Here is an 18,471-nt window from a genome sequence, read left to right as displayed (position 1 = left end):
CCCCCTTACGACTTGACGAGCGACTTGAGCACAAATCCGACGTTCGCTGGGCGTTCGGCCAAACGCCGCATAAAGTACCCGTACCAATCCTCACCAAACGGCACGTATACGCGAACCTTATAGCCCTCGCGCGCGAGGGATTCTTGGAGCTGGGGACGAATCCCGTACAACATTTGAAATTCCCATCGCGCCTGCGGGATGTTGAGCTCGCGCACGCGCTCTTTGACCCACGCGATGATGGCTTCGTCATGCGTGGCCACAGCCGTCCTGCCGCCTGACTGCAGCTGCAAATCGATGACCCGCTTGTAGTTCTCATCTACATCGCGCTTCTCTGGATAGGCGACGGAAGGCGATTCCTTATAGGCGCCCTTGACCAACCGCAGGTTCGGCCGAAGTGGAGCCAGTGCTCGAATATCGTCCGCGCTCTTGTACAGGTACGCCTGAATCACCGTGCCAATGTGCTCAGTGCCGAACTCCGCGAGAAGCTTTCGATAGATGGTCAGGGTCACCTCGTTGTGCGCATAGTCTTCCATGTCAATGCGGACAAAGCGCCCCGTATCGCGGGCCCGCGCGACAATTCTGTGCATGTTCTCCATACACAGCCCCTCATCGATGTCGAGGCCCAACTGCGTCAGTTTGACCGACAAATACAAATCGTACGGCAGGCCGGCAAAGCGCTCGAGCGTGCGCACGCAAAAGTCCGCAGCCTGCCTCGCCTCTTCGGGACGATCGACGAACTCGCCCAGGTGATCCAGCGTCGCTGCAAGTCCGCGCCGATGGAGCTCTTCTACAGCGCGCACCGCGTCCTCCAGCGATTCGCCCGGCACAAACCGGCCAGCGCCCAGCCGAAAGCCGAACCGCCGTGCCAGGTGTTCTGCGCGGCGGCTTCGGGACAGCTTCAGCAGCGTGTTGCGCATCAATTGTTCCATACGCATCCCCCTCTTCCATGGTGGCATCTCATGCTGTCTACGCACATGGACAATGTGTCTAAAAATTTGACAATGAGTTCGCGCTGTGTCTTTATTGTAGACACAGACGCATGAAAGCGCAATATGTTCCAATTGTCGGCGATGGAGGAGATCCACATGCAACCCGACGAGTTCCATACCTCCACCCCCCGGCCCGAGCACATTCTCCGAACCGTGCTCCACATGGTGGATGACGCGGTCACCGTCGTCGATCGCGACGGGCGCGTCGTGGCCTGGAACCGAGCGGCTGAGGTGCTGTACAACATCCCAGCGGACGAGATTGTCGGCCGCCCCATCACCGAGTTTTTCGCCCTGGAGTCTCTGGCCGTGCACAGCGTCCTCACGACCGGCGCCTCCATCACGCACGCCTATCATCGCCCGCGCCCGGACGTGCACGTCCTCATCTCGGCAGCGCCGGTGTACGACGACGCAGGGGATGTGGCAGGCGCCATCGCCGTCGAGCGGGACATGACGGTGATCGTGCGCATGAGCGAAGAAAACGCGCGCCAGCTGGGCGAGGCGGACGGCGACCTCCTGCGGACGCAGACGGTCGATCGCGCCCTGAACACCCTCCTAGCCCTCGCCAGGCCGGGTCACGCGCTCTTGGTGGGGCCGCGCGGCACGGGCAAGCGCGCGATCGCCGAGGCGTCACACCGCCATCTCGAGCTCGACGGCCCTTTTCTCGCGGTGCGCGCCGAACCCCGCGCAGCGGCGCTCATGGACGTCGCCATCTTCGGCGCGGACGGATCGCTCGTCCTCTCCCCCGACGCGCGCCGGCAAGGGTGGCTCGAACGGGCTGCGGGCGGAACCGTGTTGATTCAGGACGCGCACCTGTTGCCAAGGGCGGTGCAAACCAAGCTCGCCGCAGCCGTGGAAGAAGGCCGTTTTCACCCGCTCGGCGGAGTTGGTCCGCTTCCGCTCGCCTGTCGGGTGATGGCGAGCGCGCCGAGTCCGGAATCCGTCGATCCCGCCCTCGTCCGCGCGTTGCCGATCGTCGAGCTGCCTGCCATCGCACAGCGCCGAAGTGAGAGTCTGGCCCTGTTCCGGTTCTGGGTCTCGCGCTGGGCCAAGGAGCGCGGTGGCATTCCGCCTGGCATTTCGGAGGAAGCTGCGGGGCTCATTCAGGCCTATGCGTGGCCGGGGAATATCCGGGAGATTGTGCAAGCCGCGCGAATGGCCGTGTCCCTCGCGCACGGGGACATCGCGCCAGCGCACCTGCCCGAGGCTCTGCGCAGTCTGCACCTCAAACCGGCTCGCCGGCGCGTATCTCTCGCCGATCAATCCAAAGCGCTGGAGCGCGCTCGAATCCTCGAGGCGCTCGAGGAGGCTCAAGGCAACAAATCTCGCGCCGCACAGCTTCTCGGCATCTCGCGTGCGGCGCTCTACTACAAGCTCAAGCAGCTCGGCGTGGACGATGTCACGCGATCCCGTCCACCAGCTTCCCGGGATTCAGCAGATCGTCCGGGTCCAAGAGGCGCTTGATATCCTGCATCAGGGTCAGCGCCTCCCCGTGCTCCTTTTTCTGATACTTCATCTTGCCAAGACCCACGCCGTGTTCGCCCGTGCACGTGCCGCCGACGGAGATCGCGTATTCGACGAGATGGTGGGAGAGCTCGTAGGCGCGGCCGAGATCGTCCGGGTCGCTGGGATTCACCATGAGGCTCACATGGAAGTTGCCATCTCCGACGTGACCGACGATCCCGCCGCGAATGCCGAGCCGCTCGATCCACATTTCCGCCACATCGACGGCTTCGGGCAGCTTCGACATGGGCACGCACACGTCGGTCGAAAGATGCGACAGGCCTGGATAGGTGCGCATGAGCGCATACGCCGCATTGTGGCGCGCATGCCAGAGCTTTTGCCGAGCGCGCTCGTCCATCACCGTCGCCACGCGCACCGCCCCCGCGTCGCGCAACAAGTCCTCGACCGTCGCCATGTCGGCCTGGACCGCCGCCTGCGATCCCGACAGTTCCAAGAAGAGCGTGGGCGCGGGCGCGTAGTCGGTGTCAAATTGGCGGTTGATGATCTCGATGTAGGGCTTGGTCACGAGTTCGCATCGCGTGAGCTGGAGTCCGCTTCCGATGAGCATACACACGGCGTTCACGGCCTCGCCGACGGTCTGAAACTCAGCCGACGCGGCGAGCGTCGCTTCGGGAACGCCGTAGACGCGCAGCCACAGCTTCGTAAATAGCCCAAGCGTGCCCTCTGAGCCGACAAATAGTTCCACGAGATTGTAGCCCGAGCTCGATTTGGCCGCGAGGGTGCCGATCTCGACCACGCGCCCGTCCGCGAGCACCACCTCGAGTTTACGCACGTTCGCTTTCATCGGGCCGTACCTGACCGCCGTGGTCCCGCTGGCGTTCGTGGCCGCCATGCCGCCGAGCGAGGCGTTGGCGCCGGGATCGACAGGAAACATCAAACCGTAGGGCCGCAGCGCATCGTTCAACTGCTGGCGCGTAACCCCGGGTTCGACACAGACGAGGAAGTCGTCGGGCCGGACCTCGAGGATCCGATTCATGCGCGAGAAATCGACGGAGATGCCGCCTCGCACGGGAATGGCCTGGCCCTCAAGGCCTGAACCGGCCCCGTAGGCGACAAGCGGAATGCGGTGCTCGTGCGCGAACTGCGCGAGCGCCACGACGTCTTCGGTTTCCTCAGGATAGGCCACGGCGTCCGGGACATGTGGCTCGTGATACGATTCGTCCTTGGCGTGGGCGTTGCGGATGCTCTCGCCGAAACGGAGCTTGTCGCCGAGCTGTTGTTTCAACGTTTCCCATGGAATGGTCATGGTGTGATCCTCCACTTCGCGTGCCAAATTCCCCATCATGCAGAAGCGCCTGTCCCAGGGGCTTACGCGTCGTGCAAATGTCGTAGTAGGATGAAAAGGGATACATTCTTCGTCTCTTCGATTCTAAAGCGAGGTGACTTCCGTGTCGACAGCGTACGCCCCTTCGCCTCAAGAAGCCAAGCCCAAAGCGCCCGTCCGCGCCCTCGTCTCCATCGCCTTGGCCTGGGCCTTCGATGCCATGGACTTTTCTATCCTGACCTTCGTCATCTTGGACATCATGAAGGACTACCACGTCGCCTTGACGCTCGCGGCGTCGGTGTCGTCCGCCACGACGTTTGCCCGCCTTGGCGGCGGCTTCCTCGGTGGACTGCTGAGCGATGCGAAGGGCCGCAAGTTCAGCCTCATCTTTTCGATCTTCTGGTTCAGCGTGTTCGAATGCCTGACCGGATTCTCACTCGGCTTTACGCTGCTCATGCTGGTCCGCATCCTGTACGGACTCGGCATGGGTTCCATGTACGCAAGTGGGACGCCGATGCTGATGGAGATGATCCCGTCGCGCTGGCGGGGATTCGCTTCCGGGCTTCTGCAGTCCGGCTTCTCCTTCGGCTACATCTTCGCCGCTATCGTGTACCGGCTTTGGTACAGCCATTTGGGTTGGCACGCGCTGTTTTTCATCGCCTGCATCCCCGCCGTGCTCGTGGCCCTCTTTATCGCGTTTGCGCTGCCCGAGTCGGATCGTTGGCGAGAAGCGCGCGCCAAGGAGCAGCAGGCCATTCCCGTGCAGGAGCTCTTCAAACGGGGCCGCGCTTGGAACACCGTGCACGCCGCCATCGTCGCCATCATCGCGTTCAGCGTCACCTATCCCATCAACACGTTCTACGCCACGCTTCTTAAGCAGGCAGGCCACTTTTCGCCCGCAACGGTGGCCAACACCATCATCATCCTGAATGTGGCAGGCATCTTCGGCAATGTGCTCGGCGGCCTCGTCTCTGACTGGATCGGCCGCAAGTGGACGCTCATTCTGTCCGCCGTGGGCACGGCGCTGACCTCCGCCGTGTTCCTGCACATTCAGAGCGCGACCTACCGCGATGTGTTCACCTTCCTCATCGGCTTCTTCTCCATCGGTGGTGTCTGGTCGGTCATCCCCACCTACCTGGCCGAGCACTTCCCGACGTCCGTTCGGTCCACGGGACAAGGCACCACGTATCACATCGGGGCCGCGCTGGGTGGGGCTGTGGTGCCGCTCATCGTCTCGTCGATCGCGCCCTCTGTCGGCGGCCTCGCACATTCGATGACGTATTCGGTGGCGATTGCCTCCCTGCTCGTCATCGTGGTGGCGCTCCTGTGGAGAGAGTCCAAGGGCGAATCCCTCGAATAAGGCCCCAGGCCGCGAGGTCCTCGGAGAAGGGTCCTCGCGGCCTCCTCGCCACGCAACCGACACTTTCACGCATCCGCAAGCCACATCTCGAGCCGCAGCTTGCGCGACCAGCGCCCTCGCACAAATGTTGACTTGCGAAGTCAATATTTGTGCGCTAGCATCATGTTAGACGCGACTATTTCATATCGTTAGTTGAACCTAACTTCCAAAGACCACTCGGACACCCGTGGGAAAGGTGGAGCACAGGCGTGGTAAACGTATGTTCACCGCAGCGAGACCTCGTCATTGTGGGTGGGGGCCCGGCGGGGCTCTTCGCCGCTTTCTATGCGGGCCTTCGCGACATCCGGGCGACCCTTGTCGAAGCTGAAGCGCAACTCGGAGGCAAGCTCCGTTTCTATCAGGAACAAGTCATCTGGGACCTGGGCGGACACCTGCCCGCGAAGGGGCAAGACCTCCTGCAGCAGCTGGTGTGCCAGGCACAGCTGTTCTCGCCTGAAATCCTTCCGCAGTGCACCGTCAAGCGCGTATCCCGCTGCCCTGCAGGACATTTCGTCGTCGAGACCCAAGACCACCGAACGCTCGTGGCCCGATCCGTCCTGTTGGCCACAGGCAGCGGGCTCCTCCGCCCCCGTGCCCTCAGCCTTCCAAGTGGCGACGTCGAACGAGCCGTCAACCTACACTATACCCTCTCGTCCCCGTCCAGGTTTCGAGACCGCACCGTCCTCGTTTGGGGAGAACGTGAGACCGCCGTCGCCTGGGCGCATACCCTTGCGCCCATCTGCAGGCGCGTGGTCCTTCTGCCAGGACGCGGTGCCTGTGCGCATGTCGACCGGGGTACCGCGGAACTGACGAAGCGGGGCGTCGCGGTCTATGAAGATGCGGTCCTCCGCGACGTGATATGGAACCGCACGTGCAGCTGTCGCATTGAGGCGGTGGTCATCGAGCGCGGGCAGGAATCATTCCGCGACGTCCTGCGCATCGACGACGTCCTCGTGTGCCAGGAATTCGCCCATCCCGACGGGCCAGCGGTGGAGACCGATCCGCCGCTTGCCGTGGACCCTGACGGGCGGATGGTCGTGAGCACAGAGGGTGAAACCTCGGTGCCTGGGTTGTTCGCGTGTGGAGATGCCATCGACAAGCCGGGCAAACTGCCCCTGCTGCTCGGCGCCTTTCACGACGCGGCACAGTCCGTCAACCAGATCGCCACGTACCTCGCCGCTTCCGCGAAGCGCCCCTCCCGGGCGCCACTTCGCGAAGCAAGCGCGGTGAGACGTGCCGAGTGGCTATGGGGCGCTCGTTCGCCCCGCCCCAGCCGATGAGCGCAGGCCCAGCGGTCCGCGCTCATCACGCTCGACGTAACACAGTCTCCATAAAGCGCCAGACGTCCTGATACACCTCGGCGCGGTTGGTCTCGTTGAGCACCTCGTGTCTCGCGCCCGGGTACAGCTTGACCGTCACGTCGCGCACGCCGGCTGCCGCAAGCGCCTTCGCCAGCCGCTCCACGCCCTTCCCCATCTTGCCGACCGGATCTCGCGAACCTGCGACAATGAGGACCGGCAGATCACTGGGGATGCGGCGGAGATTCTCGGGGCGCTGCAACTCCTTGACGCCTGAGAAGTAATCGATAAAAAAGCCGCACGTGTGCATCTGTCCGCACTTCGGGTCCGCCATGTAGGCGTCGACCACCGCGTCGTCGCGCGACAGCCAGTCGAGCGGCGTGCGATTGGGCGCAAACGGCTTGTTAAAGTTGCCAAAGGTCATCTGGTACAGCCGCTCACTGGGCGATCTCGCCCCCACCCGGGCGGCCTCCCGCTTGGCGAGATACAGCCCGGCCGCAAGCTCCATCTGGCCCACGAAGCCCGCGCCGGAGAGCACCGCACCCGCAAGCCGCCGCCCGTGCTGCTCCATGTACGCGAGCGACAGCCACGAACCCATGCTGTGGCCCAAAAGCACAATCGGCACGCCCGGATGCTCCGCCTCGATGCGCGACGTCACCTGCGCCATGTCGTCGATCACGCGCTGAAATCCGTCGCGATCGCCAAAATGGCCGAGAATCCCCATGGCCTCGCCCGTCTGCCCGTGTCCGCGGTGATCGTGCCCGTACACGGCACAGCCGCGCGCGGCGAGGTAGCGCGCGAAATCGTCGTAGCGGCCGATGTGCTCCGCCATGCCGTGTGCCAGCTGTACGCAGAGGCGCGGCTCACCCCGAGTTTCAGGCACCCACGTGCGCCCGTAAATCGTGACGCCGTCCGGCGCCGCAAGCGCCCAAGTCTCCCCCATACGCCCGTCCCCCTTTGTCTGTCATCTCGCTCGCCAATTTCATTCGACGTTTGCACGGGCCTTCCTTCGCGCCTGCATGCTTCGGCGAACGCGGCCTGAACCGTTTCGCGGCGCCAGCCGGTCCAGGCCAGCGCCGCGATGGCTCGACGCCCTCACGGGTGCGGAACCATGCCGCTCCACGCGTGCGCCTGGAGCACCACGAGGATGCCGAGGATGACCGTGAGGATGATGCTGTGCCAGAACGTTCGCCGAATGACAAGCCCCTCCTTGCCGCGCAACTCCCCCGTCGAGACGCCGGTCGTGACGTTTTGCGGCGAAATCATTTTGCTCATCACGGCGCCCGACGAGTTGGTCGCGGCCATCAGGACGGGATTGAGGTGAAGCCGATTGGCCGCCACCACCTGCAGGTTTCCGAAGAGCGCGTTGGACGAGGTGTCCGATCCCGACAAAAAGCACGCGATCCAGCCGAGGAATCCGGAGAAGAATGGGAACCAGCTTCCCAAAGCGGCCACCGCCACGCCGAGCGTGTACGCCATCCCGGAGTAGTTGTACAAGTAGGCGAGACCGAGGATGAACATGACCGTGAGAATGGGGAAGGTGAGTTGTTTCCACGTGTCGGCCGCCGCAAGCCAGAACGTCTTCCAGCCCGCGCGCAAAAAGAGCGCGGTCAGAATGACGGCGACCAGGATGGCTGTGCCCGTGGCGAGCGGCTGGAACGCCCAGACGGCCTCATACGGCTTGTGGTACAGCGTCAGATAGACCTGCTTGTCGAGGCCGGGCCAGTGCACCTTTTGCGCGCCGTGATCGGCCACCTTCAGGAACGTCCATACGATCACGACGCCCGTCACGGTGAGCCAAGGCACCCAGCCGCGCCACAGCCGGCCGGCAGGCGCCTCGGACGCGGCCGCCATTTCGCGATAGGCGCCCGTGTGCGCGAACGAGCGAAACTGGTCCGTATCTTTCGGGCGCCACACGCGGGTGAACAGCACGATGCACACGAGCGACACGAGCGCCGCCAAGACGTCGGGCAGCGCGGGACCGAGGTAGTTGGCCACCGCAAACTGCGTCAGGGCATAGGAGAGTCCGCCCACCAGCGCGACGGGCCACGCTCCCTTGAGCGCCTTCCAACCGCCCATGACGACGATGACGTAAAACGGAAGAAGAAACGCGAAAATGGGCAACTGGCGCCCCACCATCGAAGATAAAGCGCTTACATTGAGGTTGGTCACAGACCCGAGTGTGACGATGGGGACGCCGAGGGCGCCAAACGCCACGGGCGCGGTATCAAAGATGAGCGCGTACGTGACAGCTTCGAGCACAGGGAACCCGAGCCCCACGAGGAGCGCGGAGGCGATGGCCACCGGTGTGCCGAAGCCGGAAATGCCCTCCATCAGCGCGCCAAAGCTGAAGGCGATGATGAGAAGCTGAATGCGCCTGTCCTCTGTCGCGTAACGGTACATCCAGTCGCGGAACTGCGCAAAAGCCCCCGTTCGCTGGCTCAAGTTGTAAAGCCACATGGCGTTCCAAACAATCCACATGATGGGCCACAGCGCGAACACCATGCCCTCCGCGACCGAGTCCAGCGCGAGGTGAAACGGCATCTGCCAGCCAGCCACGGCCTCGATGAGACCGGCAACCAGCCCACACAGCGCCGCGATCCATGCCGGCGCGCGCACGACGCCGAGCAACACCAGCACAATGACGATGGGGATGATGCCTACGAGAAACGATAGGGCCGTGGAATGCCCGATGGGCGTCAAGAGTTGATGAAACATCGAATCCCCCACATTTTTCCCTCCATGCACCGCCTTTGCGATTGACAACATCATGTCGGTGAAGTCCGAGCGCTCGTCCTGTACCCCCTCCCCCTCGTTCGGGGGACTCGGCACCCCCGTTTGAGGTCATTGTAGTCTGAGCGGCCCAGGGCTGAGAACGGGGGATAGCGGCCGTCTTCAAAAGATTCTGCATGACGGAATGGGCTCACCAAGGGCTGGGTGACGTGCCAAGCGCCAAGGCCGTTCGCCGGCGCTGCCCTTCCTCGCCGTCGGCGTGCACGCGCCTTCACAACACGTTGTTCCGTAATTCAGAACAGTGTTTCTTCTTGCATAACGACATGGTATCATGGAAGCGTATCCAGGGTTGAGAGGAAGGAGAGATGGTTGTGGCGGGATCGTACGCATGCCCAGAGGGCGTTCAAATCACGGGCGAGTATCGGCCTGAATTTGCCGAAATTCTGACGACCGACGCGTTGCAGTTCATCGCGGAGCTCGAGCGGCGCTTTGGCCCGCGGCGAGACGAGCTTCTCAAGCGACGCAAGGAGCGGGACGAGCGCCTGCTTGCGGGTGAATGGCCGGATTTTCTGCCGGAGACGAAAGAGATTCGCGAGAGCGATTGGACCGTCGGGCCGATTCCCGCGGACCTGCAGGATCGGCGCGTGGAAATCACGGGTCCGAGCTCGGACCGGAAAATGGTCATCAACGCGTTGAATTCGGGCGCGAAATGTTTTATGGCGGACTTCGAGGACGCGTGCGCGCCGTCGTGGGAGAACGTCGTGCAGGGACAGATCAACATGCGCGACGCGGTGCGGCGCACCATCGAGTACACGAGCCCGGAAGGAAAGCATTACAAACTGAATGACGAGATCGCCGTGCTCATCGTGCGCCCGCGCGGATGGCATCTGCCGGAAAAGCACATCACGGTGGATGGTCGCGCGGCGACGGGTGGGCTCGTCGACTTTGGCCTCTACTTTTATCACAACGCGAAGGAACTGTTGGCGCGCGGCACCGGGCCTTACTTCTACCTGCCGAAGATGGAAAGCCACCTCGAAGCCAGGCTGTGGAACGACGTCTTCAACTACGCTCAGGACGCGCTCGGCATTCCTCGCGGTACCATCAAGGCGACCGTCCTCATTGAGACGATTCTCGCGACGTTCGAGATGGACGAAATTCTGTACGAGCTGCGGGATCACGCCGCTGGGCTGAACTGTGGCCGCTGGGACTATATCTTCAGTTACATCAAGAAGTTCCGCAACCACCCCGAGGTCATCCTGCCGGATCGGGCCCAGGTGACGATGACGGTACCGTTTATGCGCGCCTATACGCTCCTCACCATTCGCACGTGCCACAGGCGCAAGGCATTCGCGATGGGCGGCATGGCGGCGCAAATCCCGATTAAGAACGACCCGAAGGCGAACGAGGAGGCCCTCGCCAAGGTCCGGGCGGACAAGGAGCGGGAGGCGCAGGACGGCCACGATGGAACCTGGGTGGCACATCCTGGCCTCGTTCCGGTGGCGATGGAGGTGTTTGACCGCCTCATGCCCACGCCGAACCAGGTGCACCGCCTGCGCGAGGACGTCCAGGTGACCGCGGCTGATCTCGTCGCCGTCCCTGAAGGCACCATCACCGAAGCCGGGCTGCGGACGAACGTGGCCGTGGCGCTGCGCTACATCGAGGCGTGGCTGCGGGGTTCCGGCGCGGTGCCCATCTTCAACCTGATGGAGGACGCGGCAACGGCTGAGATCTCGCGCGCACAGATCTGGCAGTGGATCCACCACCCGAAGGGCGTGCTCGACGACGGGCGCAAGGTGACCGCCGATCTCTTCCGCCAGATCCTGAAGGAAGAACTGCAAAAGCTGAAAGAGGAAATGGGCGAGGAGGCCTTTGCGAAGAGCCAAGCGTCACTTGCGGCCGAGCTTCTCGACGACATTTCGACCCGGGACGACTTCGTCGACTTCCTGACCCTGCCGGGTTATGAGCACTTGACCTGAAGGAGCCGGCGTCGGACCCGGCGAGTCCCTTCACGGTATCCGTCCCCACATGGAAAGGGCGCGTCTTCCGGTGCGCAACTGCGCGCGGAGACCCGCCCTCTTTTTCTCGCCTCGAAACTTCGGCACAATCGCGGCGCAGCCGACCCTCAAGTGCCCGGCTGCGCCATGTTCACCTGTCGTTCTCGAGCTTGACCTTCGCGCGCCACCCTGACACGGACTGCGTCAGCGGAGATGCGCAGCCTCGCCGTGTCCATCGGCTCACGGGGCGACGCGCTCGCGCCGATAGCCAAGGCGCTCCGAGATGCGCTCCCCCGCCCGCTTCACAAGCGGGACCAACTCGACCATGCGCTCGCGCGTCATGCGCAGAGACGGACCCGATACGCTCACGGCCGCGATCACGCGCCCGTCATGGGCGAAAATGGGCGCGGCCACGCAGCAGACGCCCGCCTGGTGCTCCTCCACGTCGAAGGCAAACCCTGTCGATCGCGTCTCTTCCAGCGACGCCCAAAGCGCGTCCGCGTCCGTGATGGTGTGCGGCGTCAGCTGCGGAAGTCCATAGCGGCGCACAATATCCTGCACTTCGCGCTTGGGCAAAAACGCGAGAATGGCCTTGCCGAGCCCCGTCGCGTGCACGGGCACCCGCGTGCCGACGCGCGAGTGCATGCGGATGGTGTTTGGGCTTTCCACCTTCTCGATGTACACCACGGAGCCCCGATCGAGGAGGGCCAGGTGCACCACCTCGCCCGAGGCGAGCGCGAGCTCCTGCAGGGCAGGCATCGCTTCGCGCCGGAGATCGATGGAAGACAAGAGCTTCATGCCGAGATCGAGCACCGTGTAGCCCAGCTTGTAGCGCCCTGTCACCGGATCCTGTTCGATGTACCCCCGCCGCATCATGGTGTTAAGCAGGCGATGCACCGTGCTCTTGTACATGCCGACGGACTGTGCGAGCTCGGTGATGGCAATTCCGTCGGGGTGTTCGCTCACCACCTCCAGCAACAAAAGCGCCTTGTCAACCGATTTGACGGTGTAGTCTTCCACGCCATTCACCTCATCCTTGCGCGCTCGTCGAAGCCTCGGTGCCGGCCTCGGCAGTCCACGCCCCGCGCACCTGAACCGCCGCCTGGTCCGGGAAGGAATCGAGAATCTGCCAGTTCTCCTCGATAATCTCCTTCGCCCGTTTGACTTCGACACACCGGCCGGGCAGCGGAATGAGCTTCCCGGCGTTCACGATGCCCTTCGGATCGAAGCAGGCCTTGACCGCGCGCTGTGCGGCAAGCTCCTCCTCGGAAAACATGTAGGCCATCTCGCCGATCTTCTCAATCCCCACGCCGTGCTCGCCGGTGATGCTCCCCCCCGCGTCCACGCAGGCGCGCAGCACCTCCGATCCGGCCCGGACCGCGCGCTCCGCTTCGCCGGGTACCCGGCTGTCATACAGGATGAGCGGGTGCAGATTGCCGTCCCCCGCGTGAAACACATTCGCAATTTTCACCCCGTGCCGGCGGCTCACTTCGTCAATGCGATGCAGCACCTCCGTGAGGCGCGTGCGCGGGATCACGCCGTCTTGCACGATGTAATCGGGCGAAATCCGGCCCATGGCGCCAAACGCCATTTTCCGGCTCGACCACCAGAGCGCGCGCTCCGCATCCGATTGCGCGACCCGAACCTCGCGCACCTGGTGGCGGCGACAGATCTCGACCACGCGTTCCATGACCTCGTCCACGCCTGCCGCCAGGCCATCGACCTCGATCAGCAACACCGCCTCGATGTCCGTCGGATAGCCCACGTGGTAGTTGCTCTTATCGACGGCCTGCATCGCGAGCTGATCCATCATCTCGATCGCGGCCGGGATGATGCCCGCCCCAATGATATCCGTGACAGTGTCAGACGCGTCGGCGACGCGATCGAAATACGCCAGCGCGGTCCGCAAGGCCTGAGGCTTTTTCAGGATGCGGACCGTGATCTCCGTCGCGATGCCGAGGGTCCCCTCCGAGCCGACGAGAAGCCCGAGCAAATCGTACCCGGGCGCGTCGCCAAACGGCGCGCCGACGTCGATCACGTCCCCGTTCGGCAGCACCACCTTCGCGGCCACGACATGGTTGGTCGTCACGCCGTACTTGAGGCAGTGGCTGCCGCCTGCGTTTTCCGCAAAGTTGCCGCCGATGGTGCAGACCGACTGACTGGACGGGTCCGGCGCATAGTAACAGTCGGCATGCGCGACTCGGCGCGTCAGCGTGAGGTTCACGAGCCCGGGCTGCACGACGGCGCGCAGGTTGTCAAAGTCGACAGCGAGGAGCTTGTTCATCCTCGCCAAGCTGATGACGACCTCTCCGCCTGTCGGCGTGGCGCCGCCCGACAGGCCCGTGCCCGCGCCGCGCGGGAGGTACGGAATGTCGTGTTCGTAGAGATAGCGGCAAATGCGCGCCACTTCCTCCGTCGACTCGGGGAACACGACCGCGCGCGGCAGCCCCTCTTCCGCCGTGTAACCGTCGCACGCATAGGCCTTCACCTGGTGCGGCCGCCACAGGCAGCGCCTCTCCCCGACCATCTCGATCAGCGCGTCCATGTGCGCATCTCTCATCGCGCTCCCTCCCTCTGGTAGGCGAGATCGAGCACTTCGACGGTGTGCATCACGCGCAAAGGCTGGTTTCTCCGCTTGACGCCAAGCCGGATCTGCATCATGCAGCCGGGATTGCCCATGACCACGGCCTCGACGCCCTGCGGGACGTCGTCCATCTTGCGCTCGAGGAGCTCGTTCGCCATCTGCGGATGGGTGAGGTTATAAATCCCCGCACTGCCGCAGCAGCGGTCGGAGTCCGGCATCTCGCAGAGCGTGAGCCCCGGCACCGACATGAGGAGCGATCTCGGCTCGTACTTGATTTTCTGCGCGTGGCACAGGTGACACGCGTCGTGGTAGGTGACCTTCATCGGAAGCTCGGCCTTCGGAGGATCGAAGCCGACCTCGACGAGGAGCTGTGAGATGTCGCGCACGCGGGCCGAAAATTGAATTGCGCGATCCCGCCAGGCCGGATCGTCGCGGAAAAGTTCGGGATACTCCTTGAGCGCCGCCCCACAGCCGGCCGCGTTGATGGCGATGTAATCGGTGCCCGAGCGTTCAAACACCTCGATGTTTCGCTTCGCCATCTCACGGGCCATGTCGCGATCGCCCGCGTGCACCTGCAGCGCGCCGCAGCAGATCTGATCCTTGGGCACGCGCACCTCGATGCCGTTTCTCAGCATGACGCGGGCCGTGGCCTCATTCACGTCGGAGAAGAACACATCCATCACGCATCCGGTGAACAGCGCGGCCGTCGCCTTTTTGGCTCCTTGTGGCGGCATGACCTCCGGCAGGACGTCGATGGCCGGGCCGCGGCCGATCTCGGGAATGACGTCCTCCATCTCCCGCACCTGCGGTGGCAAGACGCGCAAGACCCCGGTCGATCGCGCCAGTTTGCGAAGCCCGGACTTCTGATAGAATCGCATGAGCCTGCGGATGGTCCGAAGGCGCGACGGACGGGGAAACACGCCGCGCAGGAACAGGTGCATGAGCGGATCGCGCTGATGCTGGCTGGTGCGGGCGTAGAACACCTGACCGCGGGCCTCTTCGACGAGCGCACCCACCTGCACGCCGGATGGACACACGGTTTCGCAGGCCCGACAGTCGAGGCACGTGAAGACGGGATCGATCACGCTTTCGTCCAGCGGCAGCTCGCCTTCGGCGCACGCCTTAATGAGAAACACGCGCCCGCGAGGCGAGTGGTTCTCGTCGCCCCACGCCTGATACGTGGGACAAACCTCCAGGCAGAAGCCGCAGTGCACGCAGACGGAGTACTTGTCTTCCTCCGGCGCGTCGGGAAAGCGGAAATCGGACGGCTTGTGGGCCACAGCGGCTGGTTCCTGCACCATCTCACATCCCTCCCAAAAAGCGACCTGGGCACAGGAGATTGTCGGGATCGAACGTCGATTTCAACCGCTGCATCAGGGCGAGGACGGCGGGCGGCTGCTGCGGCTGGTACCGCGCGCGGATTTCCGCGGGTGCCCGCTCCACCACCATGTCCAAGCCAGAGCGCGCTGCGAGTTGCGCAATTCCTTCCAAGGGCGCGGAAGTGTCGAATGCGGCGCGAGAGGGCGCAAACGCGACGCGCGCCACGCCAGTGAGCCCGCCGGCACACGCGGCGACGCCGCCCGCGTCGGCGAGCGCTGAGGCCGCGTCGAGCACAGCGGGCATCGCGGCGAGCAGGGCTGTGGGCGGCCCCTGTAAGCGGATACAAACCGAGGGCTGCGCGATTCGTGCGGTGAGCGTCTGCCACCACGCGTCCGCGTGCTCCCCTTCCGCGGCCTCCAGGGTGATGCCGAGATCGCCCGACATGGCGCGCAGGACGTCCGTCTGGGCCTTGGCAGAGGACCTGGGTTCATCGCAGTCGACGGCGAGGAGAAACTCGGATGGGCCAGCGCCCATGGCGACGAGCTCCAGGCGGCTTGGCACCAGGGTCGACTGGGCGATGCGGGACCGCAGCTGGAGGAGCGACGGCATGGAGCCGCGCGCGAGGACGGTTTCGCGGTGCATGGGCAGAGGCCTCAGTTTCAACGTCACTTCGGTGACGACACCGAGCGTTCCCCAGGCGCCGATGTAGAGCTTTGTCATGTCGTAACCGGCGACGTTTTTGACGACCTTCGCGCCGGTGCGAATCACTCGGCCGTCGGGCAGGGCGACACGAAGCGCAATGGCGAGATCGCGCAGGCTGCCGTACAGGGCACGGCGCGGTCCGCTCAGGCCGGCGGAAAGCAGCCCGCCGATGGTGGAGTCGGACGGCGCGGGCGGATCATACGGCAGCATGAGCCCTTGCTCGGCGAGGACCGGCGCCAGCTCCGCCAGCGTGACGCCCGGCTCGACGGATACGACGAGGTCCCCGGGAGAAAAAGCCGTCACGCGCTGCATGGGTCGAAGCGACAGGGCAATGTCCGGAGCGTCGCCCACAGGACCGTGGGCCAGAAGGCGTCCGGTGCCAAACGGCAACACGGTGAGGCCGTGTTCGCGCGCATAGCTGAGTGCAGCGACGACCTGGTGCTCGCTCGCGGCCTCGACGACACAGGTATCTCTTGACGACTCACCTGGATGAATGGCACACATCGGCGCGACCCGCGCGCGCACGTCGACTTGTCGACAAAGCGCGTCCGCGATGTCGGCCGGAGATGGCTTCGTCTGAAGTGCCAAGTGACATCCCTCCTGCGCTGGCACGGGCGCCATCCCGTAGCTCGCGTTCTATGATACGGAATACTGTTCTGAATTCTTATATGTATTCTACGACAACGAAATGACTGAAGACAATCCTCGAATGGAGGCCAAACGCTACCGATCCTCCTTGCGGTTGACATGGATCCATTATGGGATTGATGTGGGATTCCTCTTGAATTGCGAAGAGCGGTATCTTCAAGTGAAGAAAAATCCGCGATGGAAAAGGCGTATGCCACGAGCACGATGCCTCAGGACGCATATTCGTATCGAGACCGTGCCCCCACCCGGGCATGCCGGCGCCCAAACGCGCGTGGGTATGCCGAGGGATGCGAGCAGGCACGAGAGCCGAGTTGAGTGAGGAGCGCGAGCATTTGATGTTGCACAGTTTTTTATTTCTGTATCCCTTTGTCATGAGCATCGTCTGGATGGTCGGCGGCCTGGTCTACGCGTGGCGCCGCGAGCGTCACCAGACCTTTCAAGCGCCCGAGCTGCCCGAGACACCCCTGGTTTCCATTCTCATTCCCTGTCACAACGAAGGGGATGTACTCGAAGACACCCTCCAGCGCATGCTCAATCTCGATTATCCAGCGTATGAAATCTTGGCCCTGAACGACGGCAGCACGGACAATACGAAAGACATCCTCGATCGGTTGGCCGCAACCGACGAGCGTCTGCGCGTCGTGAATCTGCCGGTACGGCGCGGCAAGGCGCACGCGCTCAACGCCGGCCTGATCGCCTCGCGCGGCGAAATTCTGGTCACCGTGGATGCTGACGCTGTCTTGGCGCCGGATGCCCTTCGCTTCCTCGTCTGGCACTTTGTCTCGCCGGGCAGCGAGCGCGTGGGCGCCGTGACGGGCAATCCGCGCATTCGCAACCGCGGCACCCTGCTCGGCAAGATTCAAGTGGTCGAATACGCGAGCATTATCGGGCTCATCAAGCGGGCACAGCGCGTCCTCGGGAAGATCATGACGGTCTCCGGCGTGATCGCCGCGTTCCGCAAGCGCGCTCTCGTCGACTGCGGCATGTGGGATGAGGACATGATCACCGACGACATCGCCGTCTCGTGGAAGCTCGAACGCCGAGCGTGGGACATCCGCTACGAACCGCGGGCACTCTGTTTTATGTGGGCCCCCGAGCGCCTCATGAGCCTGTTCCGCCAGCGCGCGCGTTGGGCGCAGGGCGGCGTCGAGGTGCTCATTCGGAACGCCTCCATCCTGTGGACGTGGCGAAACCGCCGCATGATTCCCATTTACCTGGAGGAAGTGGCAAGCATCGTTTGGGCGTATCTGTGGGTCTTGACCCTCATCTACATTCTCGTCGTTCGCCTCGCCCACGGGCTTCCGTGGACCTACGTCGCCGAGGCAGGAACGTGGCTCGGCCTCACGTCCCTGATCCAGTCGTCCGTCGCGCTGTGGATTGAGCAGCGCTATGAGCGAGACGCTCTATGGCGCTATTACTTCTACGCCATCTGGTATCCCGCGGCCTATTGGGCCATCGGGGCGTTTGTCATGGTGTGGGCGGTGCCCAAAGCATGCTGGGCCATGTGGATGGCGCGATCCGGCCGATATGCCACATGGAGCAGCCCTGACAGGGGGGTGTCGGCGTGAATTCCCATCAAGACGTTTGGGAGGAACTCATTGTGCGACGCGGCGCCAGGTCCACTCGGCCGAAGCGCTGGTTCGAGACCGCCATCACGCTCACGGGGTGGCTCTGGGTCACGGCAGTGACCTTGCAGGTCCTTGCATCCGCCATTCTGTGGCTCATCGGATGGCACAAGTTTGACGTGTACGTGCTCGGACTTCTGCCAACGACCACGCCTCTCGAAGTCATTCGCGTCGGGCTCACGGTCACGGTGCTGTCGGCCGTCCTTTTCGTCGGCTGGGCCACCTACAACCGCCGGCGGTTCGGTCAACTTCGCCGGCGCAGGCCACCTGTGCCCGTGTCCGACGTCGAACTCGCAGAGAGGCTTCACCTTTCCGTAGGCGAGATCGCGCGCTGGCAGGTGGAGAAAATCGTCGAATGGCCAGCTGATCGCTGACACACCGCGGGCGCGGTCGC

Annotated in this window: 14 protein-coding genes; 6 read left to right on the top strand and 8 right to left on the bottom strand. The window is 63.8% G+C overall.

Translation table 11 applies throughout. From position 1 onward, the window contains the following. Positions 1-5: 5 nt before the first annotated feature. On the bottom strand, positions 6-929 hold the full coding sequence (locus tag BW934_RS00640) for a proline dehydrogenase family protein (protein WP_076344047.1): 924 nt from the start codon (positions 927-929) through the stop codon (positions 6-8). Positions 930-1,085: 156 nt separating this feature from the next. On the opposite strand from BW934_RS00640, the gene BW934_RS00635 reads away from it, so the two are divergent. Then, positions 1,086-2,450, top strand: coding sequence for a sigma 54-interacting transcriptional regulator (locus tag BW934_RS00635; RefSeq protein ID WP_076344045.1), 1,365 nt, complete (start codon positions 1,086-1,088; stop codon positions 2,448-2,450). Here the strand turns inward: BW934_RS00635 and BW934_RS00630 are convergent. Beyond that, positions 2,386-3,756 (bottom strand): FAD-binding oxidoreductase, encoded by a 1,371-nt coding sequence (locus BW934_RS00630; protein ID WP_076344647.1) that lies wholly within the window; start codon positions 3,754-3,756, stop codon positions 2,386-2,388. The two genes, BW934_RS00635 and BW934_RS00630, sit on opposite strands and share 65 nt — an antisense overlap. A gap of 142 nt (positions 3,757-3,898) precedes the next feature. On the opposite strand from BW934_RS00630, the gene BW934_RS00625 reads away from it, so the two are divergent. Next, positions 3,899-5,134, top strand: coding sequence for an MFS transporter (locus BW934_RS00625; protein ID WP_076344043.1), 1,236 nt, complete (start codon positions 3,899-3,901; stop codon positions 5,132-5,134). Positions 5,135-5,382: 248 nt separating this feature from the next. Then, entirely contained in the window at positions 5,383-6,453 is a 1,071-nt protein-coding gene (locus tag BW934_RS00620; RefSeq protein ID WP_076344041.1) for an NAD(P)/FAD-dependent oxidoreductase, read from the top strand. Between the two features lie 25 nt (positions 6,454-6,478). Here BW934_RS00620 and BW934_RS00615 read toward each other — a convergent pair whose 3' ends face one another. Both BW934_RS00615 and BW934_RS00610 read right to left on the bottom strand, forming a co-directional pair. After that, entirely contained in the window at positions 6,479-7,414 is a 936-nt protein-coding gene (locus tag BW934_RS00615; RefSeq protein WP_076344039.1) for an alpha/beta hydrolase, read from the bottom strand. 152 nt (positions 7,415-7,566) lie between these two features. After that, entirely contained in the window at positions 7,567-9,189 is a 1,623-nt protein-coding gene (locus tag BW934_RS00610) for an L-lactate permease (protein WP_076344645.1), read from the bottom strand. A 386-nt stretch (positions 9,190-9,575) separates the two neighbouring features. On the opposite strand from BW934_RS00610, the gene aceB reads away from it, so the two are divergent. Then, positions 9,576-11,180: a malate synthase A gene (gene aceB / locus BW934_RS00605; RefSeq protein WP_084182376.1), complete on the top strand. Its 1,605-nt coding sequence runs from the start codon at positions 9,576-9,578 to the stop codon at positions 11,178-11,180. 258 nt (positions 11,181-11,438) lie between these two features. Here aceB and BW934_RS00600 read toward each other — a convergent pair whose 3' ends face one another. Genes BW934_RS00600 through BW934_RS00585 form a run of 4 tightly spaced genes read right to left on the bottom strand, consistent with a single transcriptional unit; the run spans position 11,439 to position 16,392 of the window. Next, on the bottom strand, positions 11,439-12,218 hold the full coding sequence (locus tag BW934_RS00600) for an IclR family transcriptional regulator (RefSeq protein ID WP_076344643.1): 780 nt from the start codon (positions 12,216-12,218) through the stop codon (positions 11,439-11,441). Positions 12,219-12,228: 10 nt separating this feature from the next. Continuing rightward, a complete protein-coding gene (locus tag BW934_RS00595) occupies positions 12,229-13,758 on the bottom strand; it encodes an FAD-linked oxidase C-terminal domain-containing protein (protein WP_076344035.1) in 1,530 nt (509 codons plus the stop codon). Then, positions 13,755-15,083 (bottom strand): (Fe-S)-binding protein, encoded by a 1,329-nt coding sequence (locus BW934_RS00590; protein WP_076344033.1) that lies wholly within the window; start codon positions 15,081-15,083, stop codon positions 13,755-13,757. Before BW934_RS00590 ends, BW934_RS00595 begins: the two co-directional genes overlap by 4 nt. A 1-nt stretch (position 15,084) precedes the next feature. Next, the gene (locus BW934_RS00585; protein ID WP_076344031.1) at positions 15,085-16,392 is read right to left on the bottom strand and encodes an FAD-binding oxidoreductase; all 1,308 of its coding nucleotides are present in this window, start codon (positions 16,390-16,392) and stop codon (positions 15,085-15,087) included. Between the two features lie 395 nt (positions 16,393-16,787). Here BW934_RS00585 and pgaC point away from each other — a divergent pair, with 395 nt between their 5' ends. Continuing rightward, the gene (gene pgaC, locus BW934_RS00580) at positions 16,788-18,020 is read left to right on the top strand and encodes a poly-beta-1,6-N-acetyl-D-glucosamine synthase (protein ID WP_084182428.1); all 1,233 of its coding nucleotides are present in this window, start codon (positions 16,788-16,790) and stop codon (positions 18,018-18,020) included. Beyond that, entirely contained in the window at positions 18,017-18,451 is a 435-nt protein-coding gene (gene pgaD / locus BW934_RS00575) for a poly-beta-1,6-N-acetyl-D-glucosamine biosynthesis protein PgaD (RefSeq protein WP_076344027.1), read from the top strand. The genes pgaC and pgaD overlap by 4 nt, the downstream gene beginning before the upstream one ends. The last annotated feature ends 20 nt before the right edge of the window (positions 18,452-18,471 follow it).

The organism is Alicyclobacillus vulcanalis, from assembly GCF_900156755.1.
Classification (GTDB): domain Bacteria; phylum Bacillota; class Bacilli; order Alicyclobacillales; family Alicyclobacillaceae; genus Alicyclobacillus; species Alicyclobacillus vulcanalis.
This window is presented reverse-complemented; position numbering and strand designations above follow the sequence as displayed.